The organism is Verrucomicrobium spinosum DSM 4136 = JCM 18804, from assembly GCF_000172155.1.
In the GTDB taxonomy this organism is placed as follows: domain Bacteria; phylum Verrucomicrobiota; class Verrucomicrobiia; order Verrucomicrobiales; family Verrucomicrobiaceae; genus Verrucomicrobium; species Verrucomicrobium spinosum.
In genome coordinates, this window is sequence record NZ_ABIZ01000001.1 from 724,628 (window position 1) to 747,723 (window position 23,096).

The 23,096-nt window shown below is 63.4% G+C and carries 13 protein-coding genes; 8 read left to right on the top strand and 5 right to left on the bottom strand.

The genetic code is table 11. The annotated features are described in order from the left end of the window. Positions 1–21: 21 nt before the first annotated feature. Positions 22–621 carry a single-stranded DNA-binding protein gene (locus tag VSP_RS02770; protein WP_009958577.1) on the top strand — a complete coding sequence of 200 codons (600 nt, stop codon included), beginning with the start codon at positions 22–24 and terminating at the stop codon, positions 619–621. Positions 622–865: 244 nt separating this feature from the next. Here the strand turns inward: VSP_RS02770 and VSP_RS33570 are convergent, their stop codons facing one another. The 3 genes from VSP_RS33570 to zwf all read right to left on the bottom strand — a co-directional run bounded on the left by VSP_RS33570 (position 866) and on the right by zwf (position 4,692). Further along, on the bottom strand, positions 866–1,771 hold the full coding sequence (locus VSP_RS33570) for a methyltransferase domain-containing protein (protein WP_009958578.1): 906 nt from the start codon (positions 1,769–1,771) through the stop codon (positions 866–868). A gap of 267 nt (positions 1,772–2,038) precedes the next feature. Continuing rightward, the gene (locus VSP_RS02780) at positions 2,039–3,094 is read right to left on the bottom strand and encodes a glucose-6-phosphate dehydrogenase assembly protein OpcA (RefSeq protein WP_009958580.1); all 1,056 of its coding nucleotides are present in this window, start codon (positions 3,092–3,094) and stop codon (positions 2,039–2,041) included. 56 nt (positions 3,095–3,150) lie between these two features. Beyond that, complete coding sequence (zwf, locus tag VSP_RS02785; protein ID WP_029190125.1) at positions 3,151–4,692, bottom strand: glucose-6-phosphate dehydrogenase; 1,542 nt, start codon at positions 4,690–4,692, stop codon at positions 3,151–3,153. A 284-nt stretch (positions 4,693–4,976) separates the two neighbouring features. Here zwf and VSP_RS02795 point away from each other — a divergent pair, with 284 nt between their 5' ends. Continuing rightward, positions 4,977–6,068, top strand: coding sequence for a winged helix DNA-binding domain-containing protein (locus VSP_RS02795; RefSeq protein ID WP_009958584.1), 1,092 nt, complete (start codon positions 4,977–4,979; stop codon positions 6,066–6,068). Positions 6,069–6,073: 5 nt separating this feature from the next. Here the strand turns inward: VSP_RS02795 and VSP_RS02800 are convergent, their stop codons facing one another. Continuing rightward, positions 6,074–6,901 (bottom strand): DeoR/GlpR family DNA-binding transcription regulator, encoded by an 828-nt coding sequence (locus tag VSP_RS02800; protein WP_044133411.1) that lies wholly within the window; start codon positions 6,899–6,901, stop codon positions 6,074–6,076. 129 nt (positions 6,902–7,030) lie between these two features. On the opposite strand from VSP_RS02800, the gene VSP_RS02805 reads away from it, so the two are divergent. The 5 genes from VSP_RS02805 (at position 7,031) to glpX (ending at position 14,866) form a co-directional block, all read left to right on the top strand. Next, positions 7,031–8,782, top strand: a complete 1,752-nt coding sequence (locus VSP_RS02805) for a PTS fructose-like transporter subunit IIB (RefSeq protein WP_009958586.1) — start codon at positions 7,031–7,033, stop codon at positions 8,780–8,782. Next, a complete protein-coding gene (ptsP, locus tag VSP_RS02810) occupies positions 8,779–11,310 on the top strand; it encodes a phosphoenolpyruvate--protein phosphotransferase (protein ID WP_009958589.1) in 2,532 nt (843 codons plus the stop codon). The genes VSP_RS02805 and ptsP overlap by 4 nt, the downstream gene beginning before the upstream one ends. A 30-nt stretch (positions 11,311–11,340) precedes the next feature. Then, a complete protein-coding gene (gene pfkB, locus VSP_RS33575; protein WP_009958590.1) occupies positions 11,341–12,270 on the top strand; it encodes a 1-phosphofructokinase in 930 nt (309 codons plus the stop codon). A gap of 185 nt (positions 12,271–12,455) precedes the next feature. Continuing rightward, positions 12,456–13,754 carry a carbohydrate porin gene (locus tag VSP_RS02820; protein WP_009958592.1) on the top strand — a complete coding sequence of 433 codons (1,299 nt, stop codon included), beginning with the start codon at positions 12,456–12,458 and terminating at the stop codon, positions 13,752–13,754. A 35-nt stretch (positions 13,755–13,789) separates the two neighbouring features. Continuing rightward, complete coding sequence (gene glpX / locus VSP_RS02825) at positions 13,790–14,866, top strand: class II fructose-bisphosphatase (RefSeq protein ID WP_198141298.1); 1,077 nt, start codon at positions 13,790–13,792, stop codon at positions 14,864–14,866. 144 nt (positions 14,867–15,010) lie between these two features. Here the strand turns inward: glpX and VSP_RS43900 are convergent, their stop codons facing one another. Continuing rightward, the gene (locus VSP_RS43900; RefSeq protein ID WP_009958594.1) at positions 15,011–15,223 is read right to left on the bottom strand and encodes a hypothetical protein; all 213 of its coding nucleotides are present in this window, start codon (positions 15,221–15,223) and stop codon (positions 15,011–15,013) included. Positions 15,224–18,264: 3,041 nt separating this feature from the next. Between VSP_RS43900 and VSP_RS02840 the strand changes: the two genes are divergently transcribed. Next, the gene (locus tag VSP_RS02840) at positions 18,265–23,049 is read left to right on the top strand and encodes a beta strand repeat-containing protein (RefSeq protein WP_009958598.1); all 4,785 of its coding nucleotides are present in this window, start codon (positions 18,265–18,267) and stop codon (positions 23,047–23,049) included. Positions 23,050–23,096 lie beyond the last annotated feature (47 nt).

The following is a 23,096-nucleotide window of genomic DNA, read 5'->3' on the forward strand; positions in this document are numbered from 1 at the left end:
GCCCGCTAACTTCACCGCGCTATGGCTTCGTACAACAAAGTGATGCTCATGGGGAATCTCACGCGAGATCCCGAAGTCCGGTACACCCCCAAAGGCAGCGCTGTGGCTGATTTGGCGATCGCGGTGAACCGTGTGTACACGGCCGAGAATGGCGAAAAGCGTGAGGAAGTGACCTACGTGGACGTGGTACTGTGGGCCCGATTGGCGGAGTTGGCCGGTCAGTACCTGCACAAAGGCCGTCCGGTCTTCATTGAAGGCCGTCTTCAGATGGACCAGTGGGAAGACAAGCAGACTGGCCAGAAGCGCAGCCGACTGCGCGTGGTGGGCGAGGTGATGCAGTTCCTCGACAGCAAGCGCGAAGGCGGCATGGATGACGCCGGCCAGGGTGGCGGCGCAAGCAGCAGCGGTCCCAGCGGCGGCGGCGGTGGCGGTGGCTACCAGCAGCGTCCCCCGCAGCAAGCCCGTGGTGGTGGTGGTGGTGGTTACGGCGGCGGTGGTGGTGGCGGCAGCTATGGTGCCCGCCCGCCGCAGGGCGGCAATCGTCCGGCTCCCGCAAACAGCGAAGACTTCGGCGACGGTCCGATCACGGACGGCCTGGAAGACGATGACATCCCGTTTTGATCGGCGCTCTCGCGATTCGCGATATTGATTTCAAGCAACGAAGGACCGGCTTAGGCCGGTCCTTTGTTGTTTTAGGGATCGGGGTGTGCCGAAGGCGGAGGCGAAAGGGATGGCGGTGGCAGGATGCTCAGGGTGTTGGCTGGCAGGCGGTTGTTCCGTCCCTTTGGCGAACTGAGCCGATGGGGACCGTCGGACGACTCCTGTGGCCTCGCTGAAGGGGTAGTCCGAGCCCGCCCGACCGTTCCTACTGTCCCGGCCTCGAGCCCGGCTCGGCCCGGTCCCAGACTTCCACTTCCTCTTTCTTCAGTACCATGATGACCTCGTGGCCATTGCGCAGCAATCCCTCAAACTCCCAGGGGAACCCGAAGTCCGCCTTCAGTCTCATGAACATTTCCAGCATGTCGAACTGGGTCCACACGTGGAAGTGGATGTCGAGGTGGGGCAGGGCGTGGACTTCCTCGCGAGTGAGGAGTTCCTTGGTCATCGTGTTGGAGCCCACCCCTTTGATGGCGTTGTGACGATGCACATCCAGATAGTGATCGTACAAGCTTTGCGCGGGGCCTTCCTGGTGGTCCTTCACCAGGTGTTCGTAGGGGGTGATGGGCCGGTTGAAGTCGAATGTGTAGCGTTTGTCAGGGAGGGTGATGAAGAGGTGGCCACCCAGCTTCAACTTGCTCATGAAGACCTGCAGCGTGCCGATCACATCCTGGCAATGTTCCAGCATGTGGTTCGCTATGAGATGATCCAGGCTGTCGTCAGGGATCAGTTCCAGCTTTTCGCCGTCGCCCACATAGTCCACATGCACGAGTTCGTTGCCCTCGGCCGCCAGTTCCGGGCAGCGGGCCTTGTTGTCTTCTGCGCTCAAGTAGTCGTAGTACTTGGTCACCACGCCATCGGCGGTGGGGGTGGGGCGATGCAGGGCACCGATCTCCAATCCCTTCCCCCGCAGGAAACGGATGCTCATGAAGGCGCGTCCTTCATCGATCATGGGCCCGACGCCCTTGTTCTTGCCCAGGCGTTTCCGCGCAGCATGCACCTCCTTTTTCAAAGTGCCCAGTTCCTTCTGCGCCGCTTCAAGCTTCTGGCGTGTGTCGTCGAGTTTCTGACGCAGGGAGCTGGCGGTCTTGGCTTTGACGAACGGAAATTTCATGGAACTGGGTGGAGCGCTCGTGGCTCTTGTGGCCCGTGCGGAGCGCCTTTGGCTGGTATTTTTGCCGTGTGTTTAGCACCGATGTTCTCCGCCCAGAGAGCATTTTGCATGCACTTTGACAAGAGCATTCGACATGGAGGCGACTTGATTCAGTCGAATCAATCCCGCCGGGGGGGAGCGTTCCTGTGGTAGTCTGCAAACAAAAGGCCGCAGTCCGAAGACTGCGGCCTTGATGATTGGGCACCAATGGGTGGGGAAGGGCAGGGCCTACCCCAGCATCTGGCGGAGTACGGGCACCATCTGCACATACAGACTCTGACCGCCGAGGCGGCTGAGCTGGTCGGTGATGAGGGCTGGATCGTCTGGGAGGTCGGCGGGCAGGCTCTCTTCGTTGATGTGCTCACCCAGTTCCACGCGCGTGCAGATGCGGTTGCCGCCGCAGGTGCGATTCACGGTGAACTTGCCGCCAGCGGTGACCAGCGTCATTTCCTGGAGCGGCTCGGTGCCAGTGCCTTCATGCACATTGACCGTGACCGTTTGGCCGTCGGGCAGGACCAGTGCGAAGCGGTCGCCTTCGCGTTTCAATTCGCATTTCATGCGGACTGTCATCCAGGCGACGAGCAGCAGGCCGGCGATGCGCTGGCCTGGGGCGTGGGCCACCTCGATGCTCTGGAGTTGCCGCAGCTCCGCAATGGCGGCGGTGGACTGGAAGCAGGAGGCCAGCGCAGTGCGGAAGAGGTGGGAGCGCAGCCAGCTCAGATCGTAGCTGCGGAAACGGGCGGTCTTCTGGCTCTGGGCTTCTTCCAGGGTGGAGAACGCCTTCGCGGGGTCGGTCCAGGTGGAGCTGTCCACAAAGAGCAGGTCAAAGACGCTGTAGAGGCGCTCGCTGAAGCTCTGGGTGAGATCGCCCTGCCACCAGCAGACCAACGGGAGGTCGGAGTCCAGGTGGGCGAAGACGATGTTCCGGACTTCGTCCAGATTGCCGCCCTGTAGCAAGAAGGAAATCTGCTCACTGCAGACGGACTTGTGTCCTTCATGGAGCTGGCAGTGGGCGGTGATCCAGGCGCGCGGGGTGGTGGCGGTCTTGCCTGGCTGAGCCAGGATGAGCAGGCCACGGCAGGCGTGTTCCTGGGTGATCTCGGCCAGGAGGGTGGTGTTCTTCTCCAGGGAGGATGACTCCTCGCTGTAGATGGCAAAGTTCATCAGGGAGGCCTTGGTGCGCGCGTTGTCCGCGCCCCAGAGTTCCTTTAGCGCCTTGTCCACGCGGCCGAGGGGGACTTCCTGGCCCAGGATGGCTAGCGAATCTTCCGTAAGGGTGCTCATGTGCTCAGTCAGCAGGGGTAGCTTAGCTTGGGCTTGGCAGACAGGGGAAGAGGCGACTAAAGACGACGCCAGACGCGGCCATCGCTCTGGAGGAGCTCGTCCGCTTCCTTCGGGCCCCAGGAGCCGGCGGGGTACTCGCACATGGGCGGCTGTGGGCCGTCATTGTGCCAGGCGTGCTCGATCTCGTCGATGAAGGCCCATGCGTTCTCCACTTCGTCGCGACGCGCGAAGAGGGTGGCGTCACCGGCCATCGCGTCCAGGAGCAGGCGCTCATACGCCTCCGGGCTGGCCTTGCCGAAGCTGGTGCTGTAGCGGAAGTCCATCTTCACCGGCTGCATGAGGAGCTGCACGCCGGGGAGCTTGGACATCATGCGCAGGGAGATGCCCTCATCCGGCTGGATGCGGAACACCAGCACGTTGCGGGTGCCGCCCTGACCTTTGGTGGCGAAGGGGACCTGCGGCGGGTGGTTGAAGTGCACGGAGATCTCCGTCGCTTTCTTGGGAAGCTGCTTGCCCACGCGCATGTAGAAGGGCACACCCTGCCAGCGCCAGGTGTCGATGAAGAGGCGCAGGGCCACGTAGGTTTCCGTGTTGGACTGCGGGTTCACTCGGTCTTCCTGGCGGTAGCCCACGCGCTCCACACCGTCCACGCTGCCCTTGGTGTACTGGGCGCGGATCACGTTGCGGGCGATCTCGTCCGTCCCACGCCAGCGGCGCAGGGAGCGGATGACCTTGACCTTTTCATCGCGGACGGCGTCGGCGCTCAGGCCGGTCGGCGGCTCCATGGCCACCAGGCTCAGAAGCTGGAAGAGGTGGTTCTGCACCATGTCACGCAGGGCTCCGGCGGTGTCGTAGTAGCCGCCGCGGCCGCCTTCCATGCCGAGGTTCTCGGCGCAGGTGATCTCCACGTGGTCGATGAATCGGCTGTTCCAGAGCGGCTCAAAGATGTGGTTGGCAAAGCGCATCACCATGATGTTCTGGGCGGTTTCCTTGCCCAGATAGTGGTCGATGCGGTAGGTGTCGCTCTCGTGGAAGGTGGCGTTCACCACTTCGTTGAGGTGACGGGCGGTCTTGAGATCCTTGCCGAACGGTTTTTCACAGACCACACGGGCCCACTTGCCGCCCGCGCCTTCGTTCAGGCCGCTCTCGCGGAGCATGAGCATGATCTGGTCAAAAAACTCAGGGGCCGAGGCGAGGTAGAAGAGTCGGTTGGCGGGGGCGCCGCGCTCCGCATCGAACTTTTCCAGCAGGGTCTTGAGTTCTTTGTAGCCTTCCAGGTCCTGGAATTCGCTCTTGTGGTAATGGATGCTGCTGCCGAAGTTTGCCCAGACCGTGTCGTCGTGGCCCTGGCGGGAGTGCTTCTTGTTGGCCGCCTCCAGCTCGGTGCGGAACTCGTCGTCAGACTTGTCGCGCCGGGCAAAACCCACCACCTTGAACTGCGGGGGCAGGTCGCCGCCCACGGCCAGATTGTAGAGGGCGGGGATCAGTTTGCGATGGGTCAGGTCCCCAGTGGCACCAAAGATCACCACGGTGCAGGGCTCGGCGCTGTGGCGTTGAATGAGCGTTTCCTGGAAGGGATTCTCGAAGTCTTCGGACATGTGCTGTGGCAGAGGGGAGAGGGAGATTGGAATCGCCTGAGGCCCGGAGGCCATCAGGGTGGGGAGACTACGCCGCGAAAAACCGCCGCGCAACCACGGAGCGAGCCCCCTGCAAGGCGGGGCAATGAAAGGTTTTCATGCGGGTAATGAGCGGGAACCGGCGGATCATGAACGGGTAACGACTGATCGGCGCAGGGAGATGCAGGGGGGGGAAGTGTCGAAAAAGCTCCATCGGCACCCTGCTTGCGGAGTCTGCCCAGGTGGTGCAGGTATCGGGCCACGCCATGACGCCTGCTGAAGCTGCCCGCACTCGATCCGTTTCCCAAGGCCTGGCTGCCGGAGGTCCGCCCTTCAAATCGGCCGGGGAAGTGGTGGAGCACTTGGGGGGGATGCAGGCGCAGGATTTCCTTCAGGCTCTGTGGGCGCTGGGCTCGCGCCTGCCGGAGGGCACGACGGAGATTCGGGTGGAGGAGGCCATCGCCCGCCGGGAACTCGTCCGCACCTGGCCCATGCGTGGGACGTTGCACTTTGTCCCGCCGGCGGATGTGCACTGGATGCTGGAGCTGCTCACGCCGCGGGTCATCGCAGGCACCGGCACCCGGCAGAAACAACTCGAGCTGGATGCCAGTGTTTTTGCCAAGGCGGAGAAGGTGCTTCTCAAAGCGCTGCGCGGTGGCGGCATGCTGAGCCGGGAGGACATGCAGGCGACGCTGGACAAGGCGGGCATCTCCACGGCCGGACAGCGGGGCTACCACATCCTCTGGCGGCTGAGCTCCGAGCGCCTCCTCTGCGTGGGGCCGCGCATGGGCAAGTCGCAGACCTTCGTGCTGCTGGATGAATGGGTGACGGCTCCCCGCAAGCTGGACCGGGTGTCGTCGATCGCCCTGCTGGCGGAGCGTTATTTCCTGAGCCGGGGGCCGGCCTCGGTGGCGGACTTTGCCGCCTGGTCGGGGCTGACCATGCCGGACGCCCGCGCCGGACTGGAGGCGGTGAAGCCGAAGCTGGCGAAAGACACGCTGGAGGGGAAGGAGGTCTGGCATGCGCCGGATGTCGCGCCGCCTGCTGCGCAGAAGCCGCAGGTACGGCTGGTCGCCGGGTTTGATGAAATGATCCTCGGCTACAAGGACCGCAGCCCTTCCATCACGGATCCGGCCCATGCCGCGAAGATCGTCCCCGGTGGCAATGGCATGTTCCATCCCGTCATGCTGGTGGACGGACGCGTTACGGGGATCTGGAAGAGGACGATCAAGAAGAAGTCCGTAGAGGTGCAACTGCAGCCCTTCAGCCCGCTGGGCCAGACGCAGAGCAGGGCATTCGCCCGGGAAGCAGGACGGTATGGTGATTTCCTCGGACTGCCGGCGGAGGTGGTGCTGTAGGCGCACTACACCACCTCGACCTCCATCCCCAGGCTTTCGATCTCCCGTCGTGCCGTGGTGGGCAGCCCGTGGTCTGTGATGAGCACCTGTGCGGCTGTGAGCGGGGCCACGCGTACCATGCCGGAGGTGGACCACTTGCTGGAGTCTGCCAGCAGGGTGACCCGCCGCGCGGAGCGGATCATGGCGCGCTTGATCTGGGCGATGTCGAGGTTCGTGTCTGTCACGCCGTGATGAAGGTCCATAGCCTGCACGCCCATGAAGAGATGGTCCACGAGCAGCTCCTTGAGCATCTCTTCTGTCCTCGAACCCAGCGTGCTTCCTGAATCCCTGCCCACCGTGCCACCCAGCAGGATGACGTTGGCGGAGGTGTGGGCCGTGGCGGCCAGGGCGACGTTCAGCGCATTCGTGACGATGGTGAGCCCCTCCAGCTGCGCCAGATGGGGGATCATCTCGATGGCTGTGGTGCCGGCGTCCAGGATCAGGGACTGCCCGGCGTGAATGCGCCTTGCGGCGGCCGCGGCAATGCGGCGCTTCACCTCAATGTGCAGGCTCATGCGGTGATCCAGATCTGGCAGGGCGGTGACCGTACGAGTCATCACCACAGGGAGCGCCCCCCCGCGATCCCGCACCAGTTTGCCTTCGCGCTCCAGGTGATCGAGGTCCGTCCGGATGGTCACCTCCGAGACACCGAAGCGTTTGGCCAGCTCCGTGACGCGCACCGCGCCCTCCTCGCGCACCAGCGCCGTGATCTGTCCGCGGCGTTGCGCCGTCATCAATGTGGCATCTGACGGGGGAGTGGACGCTTTCGCCGTATTTTTGGAAGGGGTTCCCATCACAAGTATTCGAAGGCGTTTACAAGAATTCGCAAGGGAAATCCCCTGTGAGTTGCCGACTTTTGCAATTTTAGGCTCGACATTTTGCGAAAACTTTCGCAAACTTTCGTTAATTCACGAAAATAGCCGATGAAAATTGCCGCACTCACATCTTGTCCCACTGGCGTCGCCCATACCTTCATGGCGGCGGAGGCGTTGAAAAAGGCCGCTGCCATCCTGGGGCATACCATCCGGGTGGAGACCCAGGGGGCGCAAGGCACCCGGGACGCTCTGACGGAAGCGGAGATCGCGGAGGCCGACGTGGTGATTCTCGCCACCGACGTCCGGGCCGATGTAGGGCGCTTCGCGGGCAAGCCGACCTTGGAGACTTCCACAAGCGAGGCCATCCGTCATACTCGCGAGGTGATCGAACGAAGTATGGCCATTGTGCCTGCTCGCCAGGAGGTCACTGCGTCGGTTGACTCTGCGGCTCCGGCCGTCCTGGCCCCGGCGGTGACTGGCGGCAAGAAACTCGTCGGCATCACCTCCTGCCCCACGGGGATCGCGCACACCTTTATGGCTGCCGAGGCGTTGCAGAAGGCCGCCAAGGCTCTGGGGCATGAGATCAAGGTGGAGACACAGGGCTCTGTGGGCGCTAAGAACCAGCTGACTCCTGAGGATATCGCCGCTGCGGATGCGGTGGTCATCGCGGCCGATGCCAAGGTGGACACCTCCCGCTTTGCCGGGAAGCCGCTCTTCATGACGGGCACCAAGCATGCGATGCACAAGGGCAAGGAAGTCATCGAGACGGCGCTCAAACAACCCGTCAGCACCGGAGGCGATCTGGTGAGCGCGATGGAGCAAGCGAAGGCGGAGCGCTCCAAGTCCCGCACGGGACCCTACAAACACCTGATGACGGGAGTTTCCTATATGCTGCCCATCGTGATTGCGGGTGGTCTGGCCATCGCGCTTGCGTTTGCTTTCGGTGGGATTTACGCGGGAGATCAAAAGGGCACGCTGGCCGCAGCGTTGAGCCAGATCGGCGGGGGCGCGGCCTTCAGTCTCTTCGTCGCGGTGCTCTCCGGCTTCATTGCCTACTCCATCGCCGACCGGCCTGGCATCGCGCCCGGCATGGTGGGGGGCCTGTTGGCGCAGAATCTGGGCGCGGGTTTCCTGGGCGGCATCGTCTCCGGTTTCCTGGCGGGGTATCTCACGCGCTTCCTGGCGGACAAGATCAAGCTGCCCAACACGCTGGAGGGGCTGAAGCCGGTGCTCATCCTGCCGTTCCTTTCGACCATCATCGTGGGCCTGCTCATGATCTTTGTGATCGCGCCTCCGGTGCAGGGGGCGCTGAATGCGATGACGGAGTGGCTCAACAGCATGCGCGGCACGAATGCGGCGCTGCTGGGCATCATCCTCGGTGCCATGATGGCCTTCGACATGGGCGGCCCCATCAACAAGGCGGCCTACACGTTCTCTGTGGGGCTGCTGGCGAGCAAGGTGTACACGCCCATGGCGGCGACGATGGCGGCGGGCATGACGCCGCCGCTGGGTCTGGCGCTGGCGTGTTTCCTCTTTAAGAACCGGTTTGATGCTGAGGAGCGCACGGCGGGCACCCCCGCCCTGGTGCTGGGCTTTTCCTTCATCACAGAGGGGGCCATCCCCTTCGCGGCCAAGGATCCGCTTCGCGTCATCCCGGCGCTGGTGCTGGGCTCGGCGGTGGCAGGGGCCATCTCCATGGCCAGCAATGTGCAGCTCCTGGTGCCGCATGGCGGGATCTTCGCCGCGATGATCCCCGGGGCAGTGACCAATCTCGTGCCCTACCTCATCGCCATCGTGGCCGGCACGGTCGTCACCACCACCGCCCTGTTCTTCCTTAAACGTCCTGTTGTGTCCGCATGAGCTCCCGTTCTTTCCCGAAACCACCGACCGGAACTGCCGTCCTCACCGAACCTACGCACACCATGATCACCCTCGCGCCGCAAAACATCCGCCTGCAGGCCAGAGCCCGAACCAAGGAGGAGGCCATCCGGGCCGCTGGCCAGGTGCTGGTGGACTGCGGGGCCATCGCCCCCGGGTATGTGGACAGCATGATGGGCCGCGAGCGCCAGGCCAACACCTACCTGAGCCACGGCATCGCCATCCCCCACGGCATGCCGCAGGACCGGGAGCTGATCCATCGCACGGCCATCTCTGTGGTGCAGGTGCCGGAGGGCGTGATCTGGAACGACGGCCAGACGGTGCGGCTGATCGTGGGTATCGCGGCGAAGTCAGACGAGCATCTGGGCATCCTGGCGGCACTGACGGATGTGCTGGATGATGCCGGTGCCGCCGCCCGCCTTGCGCATACCTCGAACCCTCAGGACATCATCGCCGCCCTCTCCAGAAGACAGGAGACGGGCGGGGCGGGCGCGGATCTCGCGGGAGCGAAGGAGGTGGAGGTCATCATGGCCTGCAGTGCGGGATTGCATGCCCGGCCGGCCACGTTCTTCGTGGAGGTGGCGTCGAAGTTCTCCTCGGACATCGCGGTGAAGTTCGGGGAAAAAACCGCCAACGGCAAGGCCATGGCCTCGCTGCTGAAGCTGGGTGTTCCCGGAGGTGCCAGCGTGCGCATTCAGGCGGCGGGAGCCGATGCCGACGCGGCGCTCAAGGCGCTGGCGGAAGCGGTGGCCGCGGGCCTGGGCGATGAAGAGGAGGAGGACCTGGTCCCCGCAGCGGGAGCGATGGCCGCCTGGACGGCGCATTCCTATGGCCGGGCGATCACCGGGGTCTCCGCCTCGCCAGGCCTGGCGATTGGGCGGCTCCACATCTTCCAGCCCACGCGGTTGTTCTTCAGCGACTCGGCACAGAATCTGGAGCTGGAAAAACGCTCTCTGATCGGGGCGCTCGAAGCGGCCCGCATTCAGCTCGACGAGATCCACGACGCCGTGATGGCCCGCTGTGGCAAGAGCAAGGCGGCCATCTTCAAGGCGCATCAAGCTTTGCTGGATGATGAAGACCTTCTTCACGAGGTGCAGGTGCGCATCGACTCCGGTCGCAGCGCCGCGTGGTCCTGGCAGCACAGCATTGAGAACCGCGTGGTGGAGATGCGCCAGATCGCGGACGAACGGATCGCCGCCCGCGCCGTGGATCTGCATGATGTGGGGCAGCGGGTGCTGCGCCTGCTGGCGGGTGCGGATCACGAGACGTCTCTGCCGGAAGGCGAGCCGGTGATCCTGGTGGCGGATGATCTCACGCCGTCGGATACGGCCAAGCTCGATCCCAGTCGTGTGCTTGGCCTCTGTACTGCCTCCGGTGGCCCGACCTCCCACACGGCCATCATCGCCCGCTCGCTGGACATCCCGGCGGTGGTAGGTGCCGGGCAGGCCGTGCTGGAGCAGACCAACGGCATCCTCTGCATCCTGGACGGGGCCACGGGTCAGTTGTACATCGAACCCAGCGCCCAGGACATCGAGTCCGCCCGCCAGTATCAGCAGGATCTGCATTCCCGTCGTGAAGACGAAGCCGCAGCCCGTTATCAGCCCGCGATGCTGACGGATGGTCACCGCGTGGAGGTGGTGGCCAATATTGGCAAGGTGTCCGAAGCGGCGGCGGCGGTGGAGGCCGGGGCGGAAGGCGTGGGCCTGCTGCGCACGGAGTTCTTCTTCCTGGATCGCGATGCGCCGCCCTCTGAACAGGAGCAGTATGAGGCCTATCGGACGATGATCGAGGCACTCAACGGGCTGCCGCTCATCATTCGCACGCTGGACATTGGTGGTGACAAAGTGTTGCCCTACCTGCCACTGGCGGAGGAGGAGAATCCCTTCCTGGGAGTGCGGGGCATCCGGCTCTGTCTGCGCAAGCCGGAGATCTTCATCCCGCAACTGCGTGCCATCTACCGGGCGTCGGTGCATGGGCCGGTAAAGATCATGTTCCCCATGATCGCCACGCTGGAAGACCTGCGCGCGGCGCGGGAGATGGCGGAACAGGTGCGCCAGGAGCTGGGCGTTGCGCCGGTGGAGATCGGCATCATGATCGAGGTGCCCTCGGCAGTGATGATGGCGCATGAACTGGCGCGTGAGACGGACTTCTTCTCCATCGGCACCAACGACCTCACGCAGTATGTCCTGGCCATGGACCGCATGCACCCCGCGCTGGCGAAGCAGGTGGACGGCCTGCACCCGGCGGTGCTGCGCATGGTGGACCTCACGGTGAAAGCTGCGCAGAAGTGCGGCAAGTGGGTGGGCGTGTGCGGCGGCGTGGCGGGCGATCCCCTGGGGGCGGCCATCCTCACCGGGCTGGGTGTGGCGGAGCTGAGCATGGCCGTGCCGAGTGTGGCGGCGGTGAAGGCGCGGCTGAGGGAGCTCTCCCTGCCTGCGGCCCAGAAACTGGCGCGGCGTGCTCTGGCTTGTGCCAGTGCCACAGAGGTGCGGGCCCTGGCCGTGAGCTGAGGACTGCGGCAAATAAAGACACTCTATTTCATGAACCCAGCAGAGATCATCACCGTCACCCTCAATCCGGCGATCGACCGGACCCTCACCATCCCGCAATTCACTGCCGGGGAGGTGAACCGGGTGGAGCATGTGCGGGACAATCCCGGGGGTAAAGGAGTCAACGTGGCCTCCTCCCTGGCGGACCTCGGTCACCGGGTGGTGGCCACGGGGTTGCTCGGGCGGGAGAACTGCGGCCCCTTTGAGGAGCTCTTCACGCAGAAGAACATCGAGGATGCCTTTGTCCGGCTGCCTGGTTCCACGCGGGTGGGCATCAAGATCCTGGACCCGGTCAAGCGCCAGACCACGGACATCAACTTCCCCGGCCTGGCCCCGACGCGGGAGGATGTAGCAGCCCTGCGTGAGCGCATCGAGACCCTGACGGCTCCTTGGTACGTGCTGGCAGGGAGCCTGCCTGCGGGACTTGATGCCAAAGAGTACTACCGTCTGGTGCAGACGATCCACGGGCGGGGCGGGCGCGTCATGCTGGACACCAGCGGTGCTCCATTGCTAGAAGCGCTGGCTGCGGGTCCGGATGCGATCAAGCCCAATGCGGATGAACTGGGGGCCATGCTGGGCCGGTCTCTGGACTCGCATGACGAGGTGGTGGCCGCGGCCCGGGAGCTGGTGCAACAGGGCGTGAGTCTGGTGGTCGTCTCCATGGGAGCAAAGGGGGCGGTGTTTGTCACCGCTGACTCGGTCGTCACCGCTTGCCCCCCGCACATGGAGGTGCGCAGCACCGTGGGAGCGGGTGACGCCATGGTGGCGGGCACGGTCTCCGGCTTGTTGCGTGGACTGCCGCTGCCAGAGGTGGCGCGCCTGGCCACGGCCTGCTCCATGGATGTCCTGTCCCGCCCTGAACCGGGCCTGCCCTCTGATGTGAATTTTGATGCGCTGCTCGCCAGCGTGACCATCACCTAAGTCAACCCACGTCCTCCGCATTCCCCAAGCGGAGGCATTTCCCACCCAACCCCACAACGCTCCAAGCAAAGCATACACGGCGGCCTGCCGTGGCGGGAGATCTCACGCCTGCGTCCTGCGCCAACCAGCTTTCCCCCAACTCGACTCGTTCAGCTCAAACTAAACCACAACTGCCTCTACTGAATATGAAACACACCTCCCTGTCACTCCTGGTTGCAGCGTTCGCTGCCCTGCCTGCGCCCGCGCTCCTGGCGGGAACTCCGGCCGATGCCGTCACTCCCGCTGCGCCTTCCTCCACCCGCTGGGTGGATGGCGACTACTTCACCGGAGACTGGGGCGGTCTGCGCACTGATCTCGCCGCCTGGGGCCTCACGGTCGATGCGTATTACGTCAACAACTTCGCGGGCAATGTCTCGGGAGGTTTTGACCAGGGCTCAGAGTATGCGGACAACGCGTATCTCGGTCTGCTGTTTGACCTGGAAAAGATCTGGGGCTGGGATGGTGCGAGCTTCCTCGTCAGCGGCATCAACCGCTCGGGCGACAGCATCACGGCGAACTACGTGGGCAGCCAGTATGACTCCATGCAGGTGGTGGGAGGCCAGACGATCTTCCTCTACCAGGTGCTCTTTGAGCAGAAGTGGGCGGATGACCGGGCCTCGCTGAAGATCGGCCGCTTCAGCGCCTCGGACGACTTCAACACGTCCTCGCTCTACGGTTACTACATGAGCAATGCGTTCGACGGGAACCTGCGTGCGGTGTTGTTCAATACGCAATTCTCCGCCTATCCCTTCGCCACCTGGGGGGCGCGGGTCCGGTTTGACCCCACGCCGGAGTCGAACCTCCAGTTCGGCATCTTTCAGGCGCAGGACGATGTGTTTGACCGTGACCTGCATGGCCTGGACTTCGGCGTGGAATCCGGTGACGGCGTGTGGATGATCACCCAGCTCGGCTGGACGCCCACCTTCGGCGGCGATGAGAAGACGGGGCTGCCGGGGCACTACTGGTTTGGCGCGTACTATTCGCCGTGGGAAGGGTACACGCAGTTCCGCACCGGGGAAAAGGTGGGGGACTCGTACGGCTTCTATGTGCATGGGGACCAGATGGTGTATCGGGAAGCGGCAGGCAGCGACCAGGGCCTGGTGCTCTGGAGCGCCGTGACGCATGACCCGAATGAGGACATCGCCATTGTGCCGTTTCAGGTGAACGTGGGTGCGGTGTACCGCGGGCTCATCCCTGGGCGTGATCGCGACGCGACCATCCTGGGTTTTGCCTACGGCAAGTTCAGCGATGACTATGCAGATGTGGTGGAGGCCCGCGGGGACGGCCGGCCCAAGCATGAGATCGTGCTGGAGGCGGCGTACCGGTATGAGCTCACCAAGTTCGCTTATGTACAGCCGGGGGTGCAGTACGTCATCCGACCCGGCGGGACCGGGCAAATCGGCGACGCATTTGTACTGGGCCTGCAAATGGGCATCAAATTTTAATGCACAAAGGTCGCATGGCGATACAACTAGGCAAAATGATGACTGAACTGACGTCCAACCGCGACATCGAGCGCCTGATCCAGCTTGACTTCCTCCGCGCCACGGAAGTGGCCGCCCTCAACGTGATGAAATGGGTGGGGAAGGGGAACAAGGAGGCTGCCGATGAAGCGGCTTGCGACGCCATTCGCGGGATGTTCGACCTCATGAACATCCGCGGCGAGGTGGTGATCGGTGAGGGCATCAAGGACGAGGCTCCGGGCATCTTCAAAGGGGAGAAGGTGGGCACCTGGCTGGCAGGCACGCCCAAGTTCCACGTGGCGCTGGACCCCGTGGACGGCACCACGAACTGCAGCAAGGGCATGCCCAACTCCATCTCCTGCATCGCGGCGGTGAAGGTGGACGACGGCGAAGAGGCCCACCTGCTGGACATTCCGGCGTTTTACATGCGGAAGCTGGCCTATCCCCAGGTGGTGCGGCGTGCGTGGATGGCCGATCCCTCCCTGCCCATCAGTGTGGACGCTCCCATCAAGGAAGTGCTCCCGGTGGTGGCGAAGCTGCTCGGCAAGTCCGTGCGTGACGTCACGGTGATGGTGCTGGACCGCCCGAGAAACCAGGATCTGGTGGATGACGTCCGGAGCATGGGCGCCTCTCTGCGCATGATCGCAGAGGGTGACATCACGGCCTGTCTGGCCCCGGCTCTGCCGGGCTCGGGCATTGACCTGTACTGCGGCATCGGCGGTGCGCCAGAGGGCGTGCTGGCAGCGGCCGCACTGCGCTGCCTGGGTGGCGGCATGCAGGGCAAGATCTGGCCTGCCAATGACCGCGAGAAGCAGTCGCTCATTGATGCGGGCTGGGGCCACCGGCTGGACGAGGTGTTCCGCTCCCGCGACCTGGCCTTTGCCGATGAGATCATCTTCTGCGCCACCGGCATCAGCGACAGCCCGCTGCTCCGCGGCGTGCGCGTGCAGGGCCACACGGCCACCACGCACAGCGTGCTCATGCGGGCGAAGAACCACACCGTGCGGTTCATTGAAACGCACCACGACCTGGAGGCGAAGACCATTCACCTGCGCTCCTCGAAGCAGGAGGTGTTCCTCAACCAGCCGGGTTGACGGGCTTGCGGGGGCTGACGGGAGGCGTGTGGGTTTCCTGAAGCCGGAGGGTTCGCCATGTTGCCATGGGCAGCATTCACCCGCCTTGCGCATGCACGTCAGGTTGACGGGCAATGTCTGAGCGGTGAGGGTGAGTCCTTGTCTTCATGGCGGAAGCCCACGCCAACGGCGTGATACATAACAGCCCGGGGTGGCGATACGATGGTGCGGAACTCCAAGGGTGTGGTAGTAGTAGAACAACCCCTCCGCGCCCATGCCGGGGTTCTCCTCCACCGAGTAGTACTCCCCCAGCCATTGCAGCGCCTCCTGCACGCGGGGATCCTCCGGCGTCAGACCGGCGTAGATGAAGCTGGGCATGCTCGCGAGTGATGGCGGCCTGCACCTCGTGAAGTTCTCATGGCAGGTGAAAAGACGCTGTTTGCGTGGGGTCAACGTGGGGGCGGTTCGTCGATTTCGTGCATTTCGTGCTTTTCGTACTTCGTACGGCGATATTCAGCGCCGCAGGGCTGCTGGTCCATTTCGTTCTTTTCGTGCATTTCGTACTTCGTAAAGTGATTTACGGAGGCGGGTCGGCCAACGGGCCCGGCCTGAGCATGGTCCGCAAGGCTGGCCAGTGGAGTGTCCAGGATGATGGTGTGTGATATTGTATGGAGAAAAAACGCGGTAGGGGAGAAACGCACGCGTTTTCTCCCTGGCTCTCTCTCTCCTCTCTCTCTCGCTCTCTCGTAGAGAGACGAATTGGAGAGGAGGGAAGCTGTCCAGTAGTCTATCCTGGGCAGCCTCTGGTAGCTGGTGGGATGGCACATCCGGCCTACACCCGAGGCGACGCAGCGGGCGTAGTCCGAGGGTCCCCGTCGGCGCGGGAGCGAAGGGGGATGATGGGAGAAGTCGAGGACAACAGACCGACCCGCTGGCGGCGTCCTGGTCGGAGAGGGTGCCTCTCGACAAACTCCGCATCCTGCGCGCGCGTGTGGCGGACCAGAGTCTGTCGAAACTGGGTGACCTCGGCCAGCAGGCGAGGCTTGCAGACGCATCAGCTAGTGCCCCCTCACGTTGACAACTACAGGGGCGCTGCAGTGGGTGAGAGCAGAGGCGTGGGCCATCGGGGTGTGTGCGGAGGCAGAAGGTCTTTGAGGAAACCCTCTGCCGTGTGGCCAACAACGTCGGTCGTAGTTGACGACGTGAGGAGGCGCTAACTCCCCGGTATGCGGTGTTTCCCCATGGAGTGCTGCCAAGTGCCCAAGGGCTGCTCTATGGCCGCGAGGCGCGACAGAACCAAACACTCCAGACATCTGCTTCCCGAGGAGGGTGCAACTTCGGAATGAGGCGGGCATTCCAGGCACCGCAGGAGCGGATCTTCTCTTAACGAAGTACGAAATGCACGAAAAGAACGAAATCGACGAACCGACGCGACCTGGGCAGCGAGGCCCCTGAGGCGAAGGAGATTGGTGATTTGGACGCGTGCGTTCCTGCGGCGACTGAGCCGGATGGCACATCCGGCCTACACCCGAGGCGACGCAGCGGGCGTAGTCCGAGGGTCCCCGTCGGCGCGGGAGCGAAGGGGGATGATGGGAGAAGTCGAGGACAACAGACCGACCCGCTGGCGGCGTCCTGGTCGGAGAGGGTGCCTCTCGACAAACTCCGCATCCTGCGCGCGCGCGTGTGGCGGACCAGAGTCTGTCGAAACTGGGTGACCTCGGCCAGCAGGCGAGGCTTGCAGACGCATCAGCTAGTGCCCCCTCACGTTGACAACTACAGGGGCGCTGGGTGGTGAGCGAGCAAACACCAGTGGGTGAGAGCAGAGGCGTGGGCCATCGGGGTGTGTGCGGAGGCAGAAGGTCTTTGAGGAAACCCTCTGCCGTGTGGCCAACAACGTCGGTCGTAGTTGACGACGTGAGGAGGCGCTAACTCCCCGGTATGCGGTGTTTCCCCATGGAGTGCTGCCAAGTGCCCAAGGGCTGCTCTATGGCCGCGAGGCGCGACAGAACCAAACACTCCAGACATCTGCTTCCCGAGGAGGGTGCAACTTCGGAATGAGGCGGGCATTCCAGGCACCGCAGGAGCGGATCTTCTCTTAACGAAGTACGAAATGCACGAAAAGAACGAAATCGACGAACCGACGCGACCTGGGCAGCGAGGCCCCTGAGGCGAAGGAGATTGGTGATTTGGACGCGTGCGTTCCTGCGGCGACTGAGCCGGATGGCACATCCGGCCTACACCCGAGGCGACGCAGCGGGCGTAGTCCGAGGGTCCCCGTCGGCGCGGGAGCGAAGGGGGATGATGGGAGAAGTCGAGGACAACAGACCGACCCGCTGGCGGCGTCCTGGTCGGAGAGGGTGCCTCTCGACAAACTCCGCATCCTGCGCGCGCGCGTGTGGCGGACCAGAGTCTGTCGAAACTGGGTGACCTCGGCCAGCAGGCGAGGCTTGCAGACGCATCAGCTAGTGCCCCCTCACGTTGACAACTACAGGGGCGCTGGGTGGTGAGCGAGCAAACACCAGTGGGTGAGAGCAGAGGCGTGGGCCATCGGGGTGTGTGCGGAGGCAGAAGGTCTTTGAGGAAACCCTCTGCCGTGTGGCCAACAACGTCGGTCGTAGTTGACGACGTGAGGAGGCGCTAACTCCCCGGTATGCGGTGTTTCCCCATGGAGTGCTGCCAAGTGCCCAAGGGCTGCTCTATGGCCGCGAGGCGCGACAGAACCAAACACTCCAGACATCTGCTTCCCGAGGAGGGGGCAACTTCGGAATGAGGCGGGCATTCCGGGCACCGCAGGAGCGGATCTTCTCTTAACGAAGTACGAAATGCACGAAAAGAACGAAATCGACGAACTGTAACCTCCCCTCTGAGCCAACCACCCGGTCCCTTGCTGTTTTGGCTGGGTGAACGGTTGAACAACCAGCGTGACCTCGACCCTTGTGCAAACCGTCGCACCCGCCCAGAAAAATTTCCATTGGACAAATTCCCCTCGGTGGCTACCTTCAATCCACACTAAACCAGTGTGAATGCATCCGATCTCGGAGCATTTGGCCGATCCGCACGAAGGAAGGTTCTCGTTTCAAACTTCCTGCCCGATCCCACCTGGGAAGCCTGTCAGGTCTCCACCGTCTCGTGACGGTCCCGTTCCCATGTCCGTGCTCCTGCTTGATCCATACAGACCCCGCCCCATCCGCATACCGGTCCCGCGGGGCAGAGACTGCTGCTGACGGTCTGCGCTGAATCGCCGTCCCATCTCATCAACCACCTTTTGAACGCCTGCCCCACTGCGGGGCGGTGCGGATGAGCCTGCATGCCTCTGTGCCAGGACCAACCCTGCTTCTGCGAGTAATTTAATGTTCTTTCCCATATCCTCTATCCTTCAGTCCCGACGCCCACCTGCTGGTGCCGGAGCTCCCTTGATCATGCCCCTGCTGCTCGCTTTGTTGCTGGCGGGGACCTCCCGATCCTTTGCGGCCCCCTTGTATTGGGATCTCAATGGAGATGTCGCAGGCAGCGGCTCCGCGACACCCACTGGCGTGTGGGACCTGACCACGCAGAACTGGAATGCCACCGCTACAGGAGATGTCACACTGCCTGGCGTGTGGGCCAACACCGGTGCCGATACGGCCGTCTTTTCCGCAGGGACAGACGCGACTGGCAGCTATGAAATCACGGTAAATGGCGCGCTGCTGCTATCCGGCATCACCATTGAAGAAGGCGGCCCCATCACGCTGGCGCAGGGCACGGATGCGGCCCTGGGTTTCGGTGCCGTGCAGGCGCAGATTTATGTCGCTCCGGGAGCCACCTTGATCTCCAACGTCGCTCTCTCCGGCACGGCGGGACTCGCCAAGTCTGGCGCAGGCACGCTGTATCTGAACAACGCCTCTGCTCCCTCCGGTCCGTATCTGGTCAGCTCCGGCACGCTGGTGATTGGCGACGGCCTGTCCATCAGCGGGACGACGCTGAATCTGGGTGGCGTGGCAGGGCTGTCCTCCACCGTCACCCTGGGCACGGGCACCGTCTATAATCTGGCAGGCGCGATTAATTTCCTGAATGCCAACACGCCCCTCACAGCGCTCATTCAGGGCGGGACCATCACGCTCAATGGCACGCGCAACCTCTCCGCGCAGAACATCGCCGCGCTGATCGATCTGGAGATTCGATCGGTCATCGCGGACGGCACGGCTTCCTCCGGCGTTAACAAGACTTCTGCAGGGACGATCCTCCTCTCTGGCAGCAACACCTACACCGGGGTCACCAACGTGACGGCCGGGACGCTGCAGATTTCAGGCGGTGGTTCCATCGCCTCCAGTTCTGCCGCGACGGTGGCGGCTGGCACCACACTCACCTTTGGTTCCAATACCGACACCGTGGCGGTGAACCGCGTGGGAGATGCAGCCATCATCACACTCACGGCCGGAGGCAACAACGATGTGACCAACCTCAACTTCAATGGCTCCGATTTCGCGACCCAGACCGTGCAGGTGGAAACCGTCGGTGGGCTGGTCATTGCCGGCCAGGCCCGCTCATATGTATCCCTAAAGGCGGGCGCTGGCGATGAGTATGAACTGAGACTGGGCTCTCTCACCCGGAGCGGGGACGCCTTGGGGTTGATCCGCGCAGACGGCCTGGGGCAGAGTGCGGGAACGGCGGGGGCTGTGAGAATTTATGTCAGCGAACCGCTCAATCTCTTCGGCACTACAGGCGGCATTTTGACCTGGCTGGTGGGAGATTCATCCACCACGGGAACGGGCACCGGATTCCTCACCTATGACTCCACGAACGGCCTGCGTCTGCTGAACTCCAGCGAGTACACCCTGGTCACGGCCACCTCCCTGACGGCAGGGGTGAATGCCGTGAAATCCGCTGCCGGTGCCTTGACGCTGTCGAACTCAGTGCGCGTGAACTCCTGGGCGGCGAACAACACGGGTGCGGTCACTCTGGGCACAGGCGTGACCCTGGGCATTGACAGCGGCGGTCTGCTCTTCTCCGCCAATGGAGCCTTCACGGCAGGTGTGGTGGATCTCGCCTCCTACACTCAGGGCATCGTGCATCTGGCGAGCGGCGGCAACCTCACCGCCACCATCAGCAGCGTTCTGGCCGGGGATTCCGGCGTGCTCTACAACGGCACCGGCAGCGGCACCAAGATTCTCGCGTTGGGTGGAGACAACACTTTCACCGGTGGATTGACTGTGATGAACGGCACGGTGGAATTGAGGACCAGCGAGGCCCTGAACAAGTCAGGAGTCAACTCGCTCAACATGCTGGGTGGCACACTTCGACTGAATGGCTACAATGCGACCGTCGCCTCGTTGGATGGAGGCGGCACGGTCAACAACAACGCCGCCACTGCCAGCACGCTTACCGTCAATGGCGGCGGCACCTTCACTGGCAACCTCAACAACGGATCGACCGGCGCGCTTGCGTTGACCAAAAAAGGGGGCGGAACCTTGATCCTCGGAGGTGCCAACGCCTACACCGGAGAGACGATCGTGGAGGAGGGCATCCTCTATGTGAACCAGACCGGAAATTCGAGCACTGGCGGCACCCTCAGTGGCACCACCACCATCACGGTGAAGCAGGGCGGCACCTTCCGCATCAACAACGGCAATGCCAGCAACAACAGTGGCAACCGCGTCAACGATGCTGCGGTGATCACCTTGGCCGGCGGTGCGTTTACGTATGCTTCCAACAATACGGCCGGGTTGAACTACAGTGAAACTGTGGGCACCTTGAATCTCACCACCGGAGCGAGCGTGCTCACCACGCAGCCTGCGGATGCGGCCAACACCTCCACGTTCACCTTTGCCAGCTTCGGCACCCGCGCTGCTGGTGCCACGTTAAACTTCGGCGGCGGCAGCCTGGGCACAACCCAGAACAAAGTGGTCTTCATCAGCGGTGTCGCTGACGGCTTTCTGGGGGGCTGGGCCACGAGCGGTAACGAATTTGTGAAGTACGTCACCGGCACCGGCATCATCGCCATGAGCGGCTCGGATTATCTCACCACCGCCGCCACGGGCTGGAATTCCACCGTCCACGCCAAGCCCTCAGCCGACCAGACGCTCAGCACCTCCTATGACGTTGCCTCATTGAACCTCGTGGCGGGGATCGACGTGAATCTGGGAGCTAATACCCTGGCCACAGCCAGCGGCGGCTTGATCAAGTCCGGCGGCACGGTGGATGGCACAGGCTCCAGCATCAGCATCATCTCGGGTACCGGCAAATTGACGGCGGGAAACACGGCGGCGGCGGCCGAACTGTTTGTAAGAATCACCGGGGCCAATCTCCGCGTAGGGGCCGTGGTGGGCGACAATGCAGCAGGCGGCGTTGTCTCCGTGGTGAAGGCCGGAGCGGGTACGGTCGAACTGAATGTCGCGAACACCTACACTGGCAGCACCTACTTCAATGAAGGCACGATCCTGATCAGTCATGGGGATGCCTTGGGGGTTGGCGGCTCGCTGATCTTCAACGGCGGCAAACTCAAGTACGCGAGCGCGGCAACGGCATTCGATGCCTCCACCCGCAGCACCTTGTTTCTGGGCGATGCGATCTTCGACACCCAGGCATTCATGGTCACATTTGCCAACGCGATCGGTGGCGGTGGGAGCGGTCGCTTTATCAAGATGGGCACGGGTGTTCTGAACCTGTCCTCCACCACCAACGCCCTGAATTACACGGGCATCACACGTGTCACCGAAGGCACCCTGCGCTTCACCGGCACGGGGGCGGTGCATGGCGTGAATGGATTGATCCTCGGTGGGACGGCCGTTAAAACCTTGCTCGATGTGGGGGAGGGCAATCTCCTGAATCTGAATGGAAACATCGCCGCTTTCGCCGAGGGGAAAGATGCTGCTCTGATTCAAAATGGCACGGTGGCCCTTAACGGCAACCGGACGGTGGACGTGGCCTTCAGCGCCGCGACGGATGCTGCCAACGTGCTGGAGGCGACCTCCACCCTCACGGATGGCACCGTGAGCGGCTCCCGGTTGACCAAGACGGGTGCTGGCACTTTGAAGCTCCTGTCCGACAACAGCTACACGGGCCGCACGGAGATCTGGGATGGCAAGCTGGTGTTGAACGACCTCGAAGCTCTGGGCATCACCTCCGGTGAAGAGAATGCTCTCGTGCTGGGGGCCGCCGCTACGACCGGCACCTTCAGCTACGAGGGAACGGATGATGTGTCCTCGAACCGCAAGCTGCTGTTGAACGGCGAATCCGGCGGCGGGGTGTTGCAGGCTGAGAAGACGGGCGCGCTGGACTGGTCCGGGCAGGTGATGATTTCGCAGACCGGGACCAAGACACTGACCCTGGGTGGCGCTGCGGCAGCCTCCGTGCAGAATCAGGTCAGTGGAGTGATTTCCGACAACCCCGCGGTGCAGGCCACGGTGAATGTGCTGAAGACCGGCGCCGCCACCTGGCGGCTCACCGGGCAGAACACCTATCGCGGCACCACCACCGTGCAGCAGGGCGTGCTCCAGGTCGGCTCCGGCGGCAATGGCAGCAGCCTGGGCCAGGCTCTCACTGCGGGCACCACCGGCACTGGGCGCACCACCGTCACGACCGGGGGCGTGGTCAGTGGCACCGGGGTCATCAAGACAGGGCTTGCCCTGAAGGGTGGGGAAGTGCGGCCGGGAGATCCCGTGCTCGCCGGTGCAGAGTCCTCCTTTGACGCTGGCGGCAAGCTGGGCACGCTCTGGGTGAATGGCGACGTGCTGTTTGAGAGCGGCACGCTCACCTTCCAGGTGCAGGCGGCCACGGTGCATGTGGCGGCATTGGCGAATCCCACATCGGAGGGCTATGCCACAGCTTTGTCAGGGCTGGCCACTGACTACGCGGCTGAGCTGTCAGGCCCGGTCAACCAGTCCGGCTTTCAACACGATCACTTGGAAATAACGGGCACTTTCGCCGCCACCACCAGCGGCACCAAGTCCATCGTCATCGTACCCACGGATGGCGCTACGTTTGCCGCGGGGGATGTGTTCAACCTCGTGGACTGGAACGGGCTCGCCGCATTTTCCTCTGCGACACCCACCTTCGTGCTGCCGCAGCTCTCAGACAGCTCCCTCACGTGGGACACCAGCCTGTTCTCCAGTCAGGGAATGGTCTTTGTCACGCTTGCTCCCGAGCCCTCGCGTGGAGTGCTGCTGGTGGCCGCCTTGTCCATGCTGGTGCTGCGCCGTCGTCGTCCCCGGCATGATTCTGTGTGAAGAAGCGCGCTTCTTCTTCGTTTCCCAGCCACGTCTCCCTCTCCCTC